7 protein-coding genes are annotated in these 13926 nt (G+C 47.2%); all 7 read right to left on the reverse strand.

What is annotated here, in order from left to right:
* Nucleotides 1-84: 84 nt before the first annotated feature.
* On the reverse strand, nt 85-7281 hold the full coding sequence (gene sprA / locus HDC91_RS11955) for a cell surface protein SprA (protein WP_255476713.1): 7197 nt from the start codon (nt 7279-7281) through the stop codon (nt 85-87).
* A gap of 23 nt (nt 7282-7304) precedes the next feature.
* Complete coding sequence (gene ruvA, locus HDC91_RS11960; RefSeq protein ID WP_183552414.1) at nt 7305-7889, reverse strand: Holliday junction branch migration protein RuvA; 585 nt, start codon at nt 7887-7889, stop codon at nt 7305-7307.
* Nucleotides 7890-7891: 2 nt separating this feature from the next.
* Nucleotides 7892-10201 carry an NADP-dependent malic enzyme gene (locus HDC91_RS11965; RefSeq protein ID WP_183552416.1) on the reverse strand — a complete coding sequence of 770 codons (2310 nt, stop codon included), beginning with the start codon at nt 10199-10201 and terminating at the stop codon, nt 7892-7894.
* Nucleotides 10202-10354: 153 nt separating this feature from the next.
* Nucleotides 10355-11593 (reverse strand): lytic transglycosylase domain-containing protein, encoded by a 1239-nt coding sequence (locus HDC91_RS11970; RefSeq protein ID WP_183552418.1) that lies wholly within the window; start codon nt 11591-11593, stop codon nt 10355-10357.
* A 54-nt stretch (nt 11594-11647) separates the two neighbouring features.
* Nucleotides 11648-13072: an Asp-tRNA(Asn)/Glu-tRNA(Gln) amidotransferase subunit GatA gene (gatA, locus tag HDC91_RS11975; protein WP_183552420.1), complete on the reverse strand. Its 1425-nt coding sequence runs from the start codon at nt 13070-13072 to the stop codon at nt 11648-11650.
* 101 nt (nt 13073-13173) lie between these two features.
* Nucleotides 13174-13359: a twin-arginine translocase TatA/TatE family subunit gene (gene tatA / locus HDC91_RS11980; protein ID WP_162429695.1), complete on the reverse strand. Its 186-nt coding sequence runs from the start codon at nt 13357-13359 to the stop codon at nt 13174-13176.
* A gap of 36 nt (nt 13360-13395) precedes the next feature.
* Complete coding sequence (locus HDC91_RS11985) at nt 13396-13884, reverse strand: twin-arginine translocase TatA/TatE family subunit (RefSeq protein ID WP_183552422.1); 489 nt, start codon at nt 13882-13884, stop codon at nt 13396-13398.
* Nucleotides 13885-13926: the final 42 nt, after the last annotated feature.

Below are 13926 nucleotides of genomic sequence, written 5' to 3' on the forward strand. Positions count from 1 at the left end.
TCGCAAGCCCATGTTAAGCACTCGTCACAGACGAGCCCAAGTTTCGTAAGCACTCGTTTATAAACGAGTGCAAGATATATTCTACTATTGCAACAACAATTTCAAGTTAATACCAAAATTGGTAAACGATGTATTAAACGCCTGCGAAGTATAAGGCTTGGTAATGTTGCTATCGTAAAACAGGTTTAGGTTAAAGCGCTGGTTTATCACATAATCGATAGAAGGGCGCAGGGTAATGTTCTGCGCGCCCGATGATACTTCGGCGTTGGGTACATCCGCCCGGTAAATAAGCGTTTTGTTATCGCGCACGGCAACATCAAGTTTAAAATTGATATCATTATCTGTACGTGCCCCTGTGCCGAACAGCCCCCATGGCATCCTGAAATTTTTTGGCCGGTAACCAAACCCAAATACCAAAATGTTCTCGTCCTGCTGTGCCAGCTGGCTATTTAGCAAGCTTAAGTTCAACGATCGCGTTTTGCGATACTCAAAATTGGCGGTCATGCTGTTTTTAAAGCGCACATCGGCGCCCAGTAAGGGTACAAACTGCTCAAATATAGCCACCTGCGAAAACTGGTAAAACGGCAGGAAATCGTTATTAAAATCCCTTGAGCTTACCGCACCGTTATTTTCCTGGTATTGCAGCAGGGTGGTATAGCTGCTGACGTTATATGACGACCGGTAACCGTGCTTCAGGTCGAACGATTCAAACAGGTCTGCAAAGAACGGCAGTCTGCCCAGCCCGCCGTACGAAATTTGCCAGTTAGGGATAGGAATATTAGGGAACTGACTGGTGTTTGCCGAACCTGCATCTTTACCCGCGTAAGCGGCCAAAAACGCCGGCACCAGCACATTTTGGGCGTTAGGGCCGTAACCATCGGCAAAGCCCCCGGCGGCACCACCGGAATTGGGGTTAGTGCGGCCCAGCCTTTGAGAAACTATCGCGCGGTTATTTAAAAACTTCTGATAGGCAGGCGATGTGTTGTCAACACCACCGCCTTTTGAAAATGCGGTAGCCAGGGACATGAACGAGATACTGTAAGTACCGGATGTAACAGGGCTAAGGCTTTCGATGCTGTTGGTTGATGCCAGGTACTTAAAATTAGTTTGATAATTGCGGTCCTGGGTTTTAAAGGCTATCAGCTCGATACGCAGATCGGGCAGCGGCTCAATAATGCTGCGCAGGTGGATATCTTCGTTAAAAGACCTAACGTACAATTGATTCTGCAGGGTATCTGTTGTTATCCATCCGTTTGCTACGGCCCTGTTACGCAGATCGGCCTGGCTGCCCAGCAGGAAGCCTATGCCCGGCGCATCATACGTAAGGTCCTCACCAAAAAAGTTTGATTTAGGCAGGTATCCCGGCAGGAACGTACCTTCGGTACGGCTGTAAGTACCGCTTATACTTTTAATGCTGGTTAAAAGCCCCGTGAAAAACTTTGCCGCTCCCTTTTTCTCGTTCCTGCCTTTACGAAGGGCGCTAAACTTGTTATAAAAGTTCGAGAAATTCAAGTTAGGGTTCAGCTGTATAGTGCGGGCGTTCTGTATGCTGTTGCCCACATCATAAGTGGGATCGTTTATGGCAAACTCGGGCTGGCTTTGCCAGTTAAAGTTAGTGCTGTAACGCACGGTAAGGGCGGTCCAGTCAAGGCCGGGTAATTTATTTACAGGCGCGGTCCAGTTCAAATTAATGGTATGGTTATAGTTTGTGGTGCGCCCCAATCGCCACAGGTTTTCCCAAAGTGTATCGCGTTTCAAGCCATTTATACGCCCGGCGGGCTCATCCACAACAGACAGGTTGGTCGCATCAATATCCAGCGATAACGACTTTGACAGGTTCCACCCTATTCCGTAAACGCGGGTTATATTGAAGTTTTTGTTAAACGATGTTGGGATAGGTATAAAATTATTAGGGTCGTTATTGCGCAGGGTGTTCTCCGAATAAAAACGATCGAAATTAATGCTGAAGTTAAGTCTGGATGGCAATATGCTGAAATTAAAATCCCGCGCCAGCGCAAGCAGATTGCTCTTTATGATCTTAGCAAAAGGCGCGTAATAATTAGGCTCTTTATTGTAATTATAATTCAGCGCTACGCGATAGGTTTTGGCAAAGTCGTTCTCCACAATAAAATCGTGGTGCTGGTATTCGGTATAGGCGTAGGTAGCTGCAAAGTTTTCGATGTCCCATACATGCACCGCCGCCGAAGGATCGGTACGCTCTTTATGCACATTGGTAAAGTTGATACTTTTGCGCATAGTATAGTCCGTGGTAACATTTTTTATAGAGTCGCGCGCCTGGCTGGTTGGTGCCGCCGCAAGCGATTTTTTCAGCTCCACATCGGGCGATCCGGGGTCGTACTGCGGGTTACTTACCTGGGTTGATATATTTACATAGGCCGGTATGCGTATACCGCTTTTTTCAGGGAAGAACTTGCCCAGCTCCACACTTGCCGATGCATCTATCGCCTGGTTATCACTACGGTTACGGTCGCCTATCCGCGAATCAAGCGTACCAAACCCAATGGTGCTTTTACTGCCCGATACGGTGATATTGGCAAAGTCAGCCAGGGCGGCATCAACCCTTGCGGTAGCAGCCCAGCCGCCGCGCTGGTCAAAATCAGTCAGCCGCAATTCGTCAAACCAAACCGTGCCTGTTTTATTCAAGCCGTCGTCGCCGGGCAGGCCGCCAGGTTTGTATGGGTTACGTACGCCCAGCATTATCGTACGCAACCGGCTCAGGTCGGGCTGGCCCTTAATGGTTACCTTGTTACGGCCGTCAGTATATACAAATGGCACCGTAAACGGCCAGGGCTGCCCATTTAACTTTGCATTGTTACGTGCCAGTTTCGCATCAACCAATATGGATAGTTGCAGGTCCAGTTCGTTGTTTGCCGGCCATATAGCGCCAGGGTCGCGGGTGCCGGGCTGGGTAATTGCCAAAGGCACTTCATACTCGTAGTAGTTGTCCTGGTAATCAACACCAAGGCGCACAAAACCGCTCAGGTCGTTATCTTTCAGTTGATCGCCCTCGGCGTGGATAAACATCTGGATACGTTTATACGACCGCAGATCGTTAAAAAAGGTGCGGAAAGCCGCCCGCGAATAGCCATCGCGCAGGTTGGCAACATTAAGCGACAGGGATTGCTCATTAAGCTTTGTATCGGTTTGCAGGTTATTGTAGTTACGCTGGCGGTTTATACCCGGCGGCACCACATAGGGTATTGGCGACCGGTTACCGTTCTCTTCAATATTTACGGCCTGCACATCAAGGGTAGAGCCATCTACAACCGGGTTGATTATGGCTGGGTCGGCAATAACATTGGTCTGGCTGTTTTCGGCGTTAAAGGTGCGCCACTCGCCCCTTACCAGTTGCAGGGTGGCAAAACGCAGTATAGAGGTATCGGCAAAGTTGGTCATGAACATACGCATAAAACGGATGGCCTTAAAATCCTGGATGTTGCCCACCTTACTTTGATAATCGGTAATAGGTATCCTAAACTGATACCAGGTTACCGGCTGTGTGGTGCCGTTTGGCAGTTTTATGTTGGATGTTATTTTGTCGTTGATAAAGTTTTGACCAACGATCATATCCTGTGGCCGGATAGATACCCGGTACTGAAAATATTCATCGGTTTGGCTCATGTTATTGTCGCGGTTAATATCCTCGCCATCGGGTAATGATGTTGATGCCGAAGTTTGAATACCCAGCTCGGCCTGCGATTGCTCCGCGGTTTTGGAGTTACCCTCGGTACCGTTGTACCTGCTGTAACGTTCCAATATCCCCGCGCCGGCCTGGTCAAGCGCGGCCCCCTGGTAGTACTGGTAATCATCTGATGACGGGTCGTTTGAAAAAGCTGCTGCCGCCTGCGCATTCAACTGGCCCTGAACCTGCTGCAGTATGGGCGCAAATTTCACCTTCTCGTCGTTATCGTTAAGCCCGTCAATACCCACATCCTGCAGCTTGCGCGATTCGGGGTTATTATCAAAAGCGTTAATAACCGGCTGTAATTTTGATACCCGCCCCCAATTGGTTTCGTCCACCTTATCTGCGCCTGCGGCATCTACCGGTAAACCATTCTCCAGGCTTTTGCGGCCATCTTTTAAAATATCTTCGGATACGCTGCCCAGGTTAAAATACAGATCGCCGCCAGCGGAGTTTGGTTTGTAAATAAATGGATCCATCACCCAAAACTCGATGTACCCTACATTTAATGATTCGAAGTCATTGGTTTCAAGCTTGCGAAACATACCACCCCACCGGTTTTTGGGATTTTGCAGGCTGCCATCAGGGTTAATACCGGTGGTGGTATAGTTATAAGGCCCCCGCACGGTTGGATAAAAAACCATATTTAATGTAGAAAGGCTTAAGGGCTGCCCGGTGGTTGATTGCTTGTACGGGAATACTTCCTGCTCTATAACCTGCCTTACGTAGTGGTTTGAAAGTTCGTTACGCGATATGTTTGCAGTGCCCGAGCTTGTATAAAAGATAGGGTCGATGTTATAAAAGGCAAGTCGGGCACGGTTAAAGCCGTAGCTCAGGTCATCAAACCTGTCCGACTCGGGGAACATTTGTGGTGTACCCGATATTTGCCAGCTAATGGCGCTTTTTATATCTATTACCGAACGACTATTCTCAAAATCGTCCAGGTACGATGTCCCGTTCCTGGAGCCTGCAAAATTCAGTGCGCCGGGGCTGCCGGGCATTAATTTTGCAAATTCGCCGCTGAAGTTTATAGTAGATGGCGCTTTGGTGTTTATGAACGGTATCTTATCCACCAATCGCGTCAAAAAGCGCGAATTGGTACTATAGTTCGCATCAAGGCCCCAAATCGTGTTCGAGATCGATTCCTCGCCTACAATTTCATTCTGCGTGATCGGCTGCTCGGTGAGATGCATAATGGTACCGCCAAGCAGAAGTTTATCGTTAAAATGGTAATCCAGGCGCGACCCGAACAACGATTTTTGCTGCACCCCAAAAAGTTCGTTATTTTCTAACTTGATATTAATGCTTTGGCCCGAAGCCAGTAAAGCCTGGTTTAGCACCCGTATACGGCCCGCGTTGTAATCAATGGTGTAATCGGTACCCTCCTGCAGCTTTACCGAACCGGCAGTAACCACTACTGAGCCCTGCGGAATGTTCACCGCGTTAAGCTGGTACTCCGAGCCGCTTTGCGATGTGTAAGTTCCTTTTATTGAATACCGGTTCAGTTTCGGGAAAAGCTGCTGCGCTATGGTCTTGGTAGAATCGTACAAGGGTTGATAAGAGTAACGGGCAGCCAGGTCAGCTTCGCCCGCGGTAAACTGTTTAGCCAGGTCGCTGCCAAAAGGTTCAAGCACCGGGAACATAATGCGCCCCTGCTGCGAGTCGATGGTAACCCCTTCTAAAAAGTCGAAGTACCCGTCAGGCCGTTTGTCGTTCTGCTGGTCCAGGTTATCAACCCCGGTTATCTGCAGCCAGCGTTTGCCCTTTGTGTTCTGCCCTTCGTCCATGATGGTCTTTTCGATACCCGATTTATCATCCAAACGCGAAATGTTCAACTTAAAATCGGTGGGGCTTATCTGGTATGCGCCTAACGAGTAAATGTTTTTCATCATCAGGTCCCAGGTAGGCAAATTGGTTTTCAGTAGCTCGTTCTTCAACAGCTTGGTATATAAAACGGTTGGGGTATTAGGGTCAACAGCCCTGTCGCTGCTAAATTCACCAACCTGGTACTGCACGCCGTTAACCGAGTACTGGTAAGCCACGGCCAGCACCTCATCGTTATTTAAAGGATAATTAAGTGAAATATAGCCCAGCTGCGGATGCAGGGTAAACTCTTTATCGGTGAGTTTACGGGCGTAGGTTAACTTGGCGTAGTTATCAGTAGCGCCGGTAGCCCTGAAATAATTTGCAGCGTCGTTAGAGTTTGTATTGCGCGCCCCCGCGGGCAGATTATTTAACAACGAGTTTGATTGCTGCGTAAAGCCCGGGCCTTTAAAACCGGCGGGCAACGCGCTAAAGCCGGGGCCTCCCTGTACCAGGGCGGTATTATATGGCCTGTTCTCCCCAAGATCGATGAAAGCCAATATATCGCGCGAATCGGTGGTTACGTTAGTGCGGTTGGTTGTCCAAACCTCAATTTTAGTAATATTGATATTAGAACTGATAATGGGAATATTGGCCAGCGCCCTATTATAATTGTTGCGGAAATACTGAGACAGAAAGAAGTGCTTGTTGCTTTCGTAATCGGCAGCAGTGATGTTTATATTTTGCTGCTGCGCCCCGTTATTGATGGTTAAATTTTTTGATTGCGAGCGCTGCTGCGAAAATATACTGGTTACGTCAAGCTTGCCAAACTTAAGCTTGGTTTTTACCCCGAACAACGCCTGGCTACCCGAAATCAAGGTGGTGTTCAAAGGCATACTTACGGTACCTGCCTCAATTTTCTGGATGATCTCATCAGGGTGCCCGGTATAGTCAAGCTTTATCTGGTTCTCAAACTGAAACTGCGCTTCGGTGTTGTAGTTGGTTGTTATCTTTAGCTTGTCGCCTATCTCTCCGGTAACGTTCAGTTGTATACGCTGGTCGAAGTTAAAGTTGAACTGGTTGCGCTGGCGGGTGTTAAAAAGCGGGTTCTCATTTTTGTTTACCTGCCCGGCCAATATCACTTCGGCCGATCCCTGCGGGCGGATGTTGATATTAGAGCTGCCGAATATCTGCTCAAATGTTTTACTGCGCACCTTCATCTGCGGGATAAAGCCCGGCTGCTGCGATTCATAAGCATAGTTATCCGCCAGTTGTTTAAAATACTCGCGTTTTACACCCCGTTGCTGTAATAACAGGTATTCGGCAAAAGTTAGGTATTGCGGGGGGCGGTAAAGCAGGCTGCCTACACGCTCGTATAAAATGTATTTATTGGTAGCGGCATCGTATTCGATAGTACGAACCAAACCCGGAGGGTCGGCAAAAAATATCCCGTTGCGCTGCCTTTTGCTCTGCGGCTCGTTAAAACTGATGGGGCCAGGCTTTATCCCGGTATCAATTTTAGCGGCACCTGGTGCTGCCTGCTGTTGCCCTTGCTGCACCGGTGGGCGCTGACCGATTTGCTGTGGTTGGTTAGGCTGTTGCTGCGAATTAGGCACTTGCTGCCCCGGCCGCTGGCTGGTTGGTTGCTGACCCGTTGTTTGCTGGCCCGGAGGCCTTTGAACAGGCGTTTGCTGTGCAAATAATTTCCCCACCCCGCCTAAAGCAGATACCACGAGTATAACTACAAAAAGCTTGGTAGTAAAAATTCTAATCAAGTGTATAAATTATTGCAAAGTAATTATAAGCTTTTTAGGGCAGATTTAATCAATTGTTCAACAGTTAAAACACTGCTGCTTTTACTTATTTCCTGCTCTAATACTTTTTCTGCAACGTTACGAACAAATCCAAGCATTACAAGGGCAGAAAGGGCTTCATCTTTTGCCGTTTTTAACCCTGGCATAACCGTTAAAGTGTCAGGCCCTTCTTTTTTCAACTTATCCTGTAACTCTAATATCACACGCTGGGCTGATTTGGGGCCAATGCCCTTTATACGCTGTATAGCCGCTACATTACCCTGCACAATAGCCGCTTGTATTTCGGCAGGGGTTATGGAAGAGAGCATCATGCGGCCGGTATTTGGCCCGATGCCAGATATAGATATCAGGTGCATAAACAGCCTGCGTTCGCCTTCGGTAGCAAAGCCATACAAGGTATGCGCATCTTCTTTTACATGGAGCCATATAAACAACTTGCAGCGCTCGTCGGCAGGCAATTGCGAGTAGGTATTTAATGAGATATTAATGTGATAGCCAACCCCTCCGGCATCAATCACCACATGCGCGGCGCCTTTAAACACCAGTTTACCATCAATATAATCGTACATGCTTATTTGGTTTTACCGGTTTTTGACGGCTTTTTATTACTTTCGGCGCATTTTACCTGGGCGTCAATTACAGCTATGGTAACCATATTAACAATTTCGCGTACCGAACTACCCAGTTGCAGTACATGTACCGGTTTTTTCATACCCAACAGTATCGGACCAACAGCCTCGGCACCGCCAATTTCCTGTAACAACTTGTAGGCTATGTTACCCGATGCCAATCCAGGGAATATTAATGTGTTGGCGGGTTTACCACTTAAAGTAGAGAAGGGAAAATTATCAGCCAACAGCGAAGAGTTCAACGCGAAGTTGGCCTGCATTTCCCCGTCAACAACCATCTCGGGGTACTTTTCGTGAAGTATGCGCACGGTTTCCCGCGTTTTTTCAGGGATCTCGCCCTCATTTGAGCCAAAGTTTGAGTAAGATAATATACCAATGCGGGGTTTTATATTGAACTGTGCAACCGATCGTTCCATCAACACGGTAATATCTACCAGTTCCTGCGCGGTAGGGTTAATGTTTACGGTTGTATCGCCAAAAAAAACAGGGCCTTTCTCGGTTATCATCAGGTACATACCAGCCACACGGTTTACGCCCGCTTCGGTGCCTATTATCTGTAAGGCCGGTTTAATTGTTGTAGCGTAATCCTTTGTCAAGCCCGATATCAGGGCGTCAGCCTCACCAAAATGAACCATACACGCACCGTAATAATTACGGTCTATCATCATTTTTTTGGCTTCGAACAGGGTAACCCCCTTACGCTGGCGCTTATTAAACAAGAATTGCGCAAACTCCAGCGAGCGTTCGGTTTTTATTTTAGGATCGATGATCTGCACATCGCCCAAATCAAGCTCGTTCTCGCGCATTATTTCGCGTATCTTATCGGCGTTACCTAAAAGTATCGGTGTTGCAATGCCCTCGTCTTTAACAATCTGCGCTGCTCGCAATATTTTGTAAGTATCTGCTTCGGCAAACACAACGCGTTTGGGGTTTTGCTTAGCTTTGTTGGTTACATCGCGAAGTATTTTATTGTTATTGCCTAATCGGGACAATAACTCCTCGTTGTAAGCATCCCAGTCGGTAATGGTTTTACGCGCCACGCCCGACTCGATGGCGGCTTTGGCAACTGCCGCAGAAACTTCGGTAATCAAGCGCTGGTCCATTGGTTTGGGGATGATGTAATCGCGGCCAAACTTAAGGTTGGTGATACCGTAGGCCAGGTTAACGGCTTCGGGTACTGGCTTTTTAGCCATTTCGGCTATGGCCTTTACCGCCGCTATCTTCATTTCCTCGTTGATAGCGGTTGCCCTTACATCCAGTGCGCCGCGGAAAATGTACGGGAAGCCCAATACGTTGTTCACCTGGTTAGGAAAATCCGACCGGCCGGTTGCCATAATGATATCCTTGCGGGCAGCATGGCCCAGGTCATATGAAATTTCGGGCTCAGGGTTAGCCATGGCAAACACAATAGGGTTTTTGGCCATGCTTACCAGCATAGCCGGTGTAACCACATTCCCCGCCGACAAGCCTACAAACACATCTGCGTTCTTCATAGCATCGGCCAGGGTAGTAATATCTTTGCGCTGCGTGGCAAACTGCATGCGCATCTCGTCAAGGTCGGTGCGATCGGGAGTGAGCAGGCCGTTGATATCAAACATCACCAGGTTCTCTTTTTTAACCCCCAGCGATAAGTACATTTTCGTGCAGGATACAGCAGCCGCGCCGGCGCCGTTCACAACCATTTTTATTTTATCGAGCTTTTTGCCCTGTATTTCGCAGGCGTTCATCAATGCCGCACCCGATATAATGGCGGTGCCATGCTGATCGTCGTGCATCACGGGTATCTTCATTTCGGCCTTTAGCCTGCGTTCTATCTCAAAGCAGGTTGGTGCCGATATATCTTCAAGGTTTATACCCCCAAAAGTTGGCTCAAGCGCCTTTACGATATTTACAAATTCATCAACCGTTTTGGCATTTATCTCCAGGTCAAATACATCGATATCAGCATATATCTTAAATAATAAACCCTTCCCTTCCATCACGGGCTTACTGGCTTCGGGGCCAATATTACCCAGGCCAAGTACAGCAGTACCGTTACTTATAACGGCTACCAGGTTACCTTTGGCGGTGTATTTATACACGTCTTCAACATTATCGGCAATACGCAGGCAGGGCTCGGCAACCCCCGGCGAATAGGCTAAAGTAAGGTCGCGCTGAGAATTGGTAGGTTTGGTTGGTACTACCTGTATTTTTCCAGGGCGGCCTTTTGCATGATAATTAAGGGCTTCCTGTTTACGATTGGGTTTATTCATGGTCTCAAAATTCAAGCGCTCAAAATTACAATTACTTTTCGAGATGTGCAGACGTACGAATTTCCGATGTGCAGATTTTTATGAATACCGGGTTTCCTGAAACATAATTGACGTTATGTGCTCTTGGTGAGCCCGTGAACCTGCACTCCTAAATTACCCTTGTCCTATGTTAACCGTTAAACCAGGCATTAGCGGCAAAGTTGTATTAGAACCTAACGACTTGTTCCACCGCATCAGGTCTTCAACCTTTACGCCATACTGGCTGGCAATGCCCGAAAGTGTTTCGCCTCTTTTTGTAGTATGGGTAGTTGGTGTAACCAATTTACCGGCAACCATTACCTTTTGAACAGGCATAGCTGGTTTTACCGGCTCGGGCGGCGGGGCAATGGCTATATATTGTATCGGCCTGAGTACCGGGATGGGTGCACTGATATCTGCGATGGCTTTTCGTAAAATAGCGGCGCGGTCGTTTTCAATTTTGGGGATAACAATTTTGCGTGGTACAGCAGCGGTGCCGTTAACAAGCTGCTGGCGATACGAGGGGTTTAGCGTACAAATATCTTTTAAAGGCATGCCTAAGGCCTGCGCCACCCGGTTAAGTGACACAAACTTATTTACCATAACGGTATCGGTAACAATAGCGAGGTTGCCGGTTTGGGGCACTATGTAATGATACTTGTGATACTTCATTACATAGTTTATGGCGATAAACGCGGGCACATATCCGCGTGTTTCGGCAGGCAGCAGTTCGCGTATCGACCAAAAATCGTGCGTGCCGGTTTGTTCAAGCGCATGTAATACATTGCTTTTGCCACAATTGTATGATGCAATGGCCAGCAGCCAGTCACCAAATTGTTGATAGGCATCCTTAAGATAGGCGGCAGCCGCGTTGCTGGCTTGCACAGGGTCGCGGCGCTCGTCAACATAATCGGTCATACTTAAGCCGTATATCTTGGCCGTTTCTGACATAAACTGCCATGGCCCGGCTGCACCCACTCTTGAAATTGCATTCGGGTTAAGTGCCGACTCCACTATCGAAAGGTACTTAATTTCATCGGGGATCCCGGCTTCTTTAAACGCCTTTTCATAAATGGGAAAGTAATATCTCGAAAGCCCCATCATACGGCCCATCTCGTCCTTGCGCCGGGTGTAATTATCTATATACGCCTGCACATAGCCGTTATAATCTAAAGGCACTTCCTGTTGAACAGAGTCGAGGCGGCGTTTAAAGATGTTATTCTGATAAACTGATACCGGCGTTTGAACTGCCGGCAACAATACGTTGGTATCTTGCTGAACAATTTCGGCCATAAAGGCGGCCGGTTCCACGTTATCTGCTTTAACTATTTGTAGGGATAATACACAAATAATAAAAGTAAACAGTCTCTTCATAATTAGGGCAATTCTCAAAAAACTTCGACGATTATTTACTAATATATTAAATAATTATAGCTGCATGAAATATTCTGAAAAATTAAGCAGCGCTTGCTCGTCGAAACTTTTAGTTAATAATTGTAACCCTAACGGCAAACCCCTGCTGTTATTGCCCGCCGGGAGCGAAATTGCAGGCATCCCTGACAGCGAAGCCTGCACCGTAAAAATATCGTACAGGTAAGTTACCACCGGATCCTTTTCTTTAAGGCCCAGGGCAAATGCGGGTTCAGGAGCGGTAGGGGTTAATATAAAATCAAAATTATTTAAAAGCTTGTTTGTTTCATTTTGGATGAGCCGGCGCACTTTTTGCGCTTTAGCATAGTAAGCATCGTAATACCCCGCGCTCAAAACGAAAGTTCCCAGCATGATACGGCGCTTTACTTCTTTACCAAAACCTTCGGACCGCGAAAGTTTATAGGTCGATTCCAGGTCGGTAGCGTTGGGACTGCGGTAACCGTAATGTACCCCATCATAACGCGCAAGGTTTGATGATGCCTCGGCCATAGCAAGGATGTAATAAGTGGGCACCAGGTAATCCAGTAATTCAAAAGAGATGGGCGTTACCGTATGGCCATCGGCCCGAAGCTTTTCGATATAATGGGTTAGCGTGGCTTTCACATCGGCGTTTACGCCAGGGCTTGATAATGCTTCCTGCAGGTAGGCGATCTTTTTTTTGCCGGTTTCCTTTTTCAGGACTCCTGACTCCGGAACAGGCATTTGAGATACTGTACTGTCGTGTTCATCAGCACCGGCCAAAACCTCCAATAATAAGGCGGCATCGGCAACAGACCGCGTTAGCGGGCCCACCTGATCAAAAGATGAGGCGTAGCTGATAATACCATGCCTTGATATGCGGCCGTAGGTTGGTTTTAGCCCAATTACCCCGCAAAACGATGCGGGCTGCCTTACCGAGCCGCCGGTATCGGTACCTATTGCCGCATGGCACATGCCTGCCTGCACCGCAACCGCCGAGCCGCCCGACGAGCCGCCGGATACGTGAGCTTCATCGGCATAGTTTTTTACGGGGCCAAAAAAAGAATTTTCGTTTGCCGCTCCCATCGCAAATTCGTCACAATTGCAGCGGCCAATTATAATGGCATCTTCGGCCAGCAAGCGTTCTACTACCGTTGATGAATATATTGAGGTAAAATCCTTTAAAATTTTTGATGACGCGGTAACCTTATGTCCTTTGTAGCAGATATTATCCTTTATGGCAATCACCATCCCTGCAAGCTTACCTGCGGTGCCGTTTGCTATGCGTAAATCAATATTTTTTGCAGAGGTCAGGGCCTCATCTTCAAAAACTTCGTTAAAAACATTTAAATGCGTATTTGCCTTTATCTGCTGCAGGTAGCCTGTTACCAGGCTTTCAGCTGTGATCTCCCCACTTTTTAACCCGCTCTTAATTTCCGAATAAGAGGTGTAGTTTTTAGCCATGGGCCTAAAATAAAAAACTTATCCGTTGAAGCATAACTATTTCAACAGATAAGTTTATACGGTAAAACAGCGGTTATGCTGTACAAGAAAGGGGCAGAAAATTAAACCTTGGTTTTATCTTCTGTAGTAGTTGTGTTTGCGGTATTGGTTTCGCCGTTCTGCGCGTCTTTAAACTCTTTTACGCCGCGGCCTAAACCCTTCATTAGTTCGGGAATTTTTTTACCACCGAACATAATTAATATCGCAATAATGATCAGAATGATTTCTGGTGCGCCTAATCCACCCATGATTTTTAAGTTTTATGTATGTTAATATTTTTGTTATTATTTATATTCTTCTTCTGTAGTTTTATTAACCGGCTCTTCGGCTTTTGTTAAATCGATACTGCTGTTAGCGCTACCGGTAACAGGGTGTTTCAATTCCTCGGGCTGGTGTTCAAATGCCGCATCCTTTGCTACTTCGCCGTCAACAACGGGTGCTGTATCCTCAATTGCATCAGTACCTACAGCATGGCCTTCAAATGCGGGCAAAGTGCCGGCAACGGGTTCGTAAGTATACCCTGCTGGTTCGTTTTCGTCTGTAACCTCAGGTTCGACTTTCTTTTCTACTTTTTTATCCTCGTAATTATTTATCTGATTGTTGATCTCGCGCTTAACATCTTCAGATGCATCTTTAAAATCGCGGATACCCTTCCCTAACCCACGCGCAAGTTCGGGCAGCTTATTGCCGCCAAAAAGCATGAGTGCCGCGAATAATATCAGGATCATTTCGCCGCTGCCTATATTCAAAAATAAAAAGACTGAATTTAACATCTGTATTAAATTAAGGTTACAAATATACACAATTTGAATAGT

Source organism: Mucilaginibacter sp. AK015 (assembly GCF_014200785.1).
In the GTDB taxonomy this organism is placed as follows: Bacteria; Bacteroidota; Bacteroidia; order Sphingobacteriales; family Sphingobacteriaceae; genus Mucilaginibacter.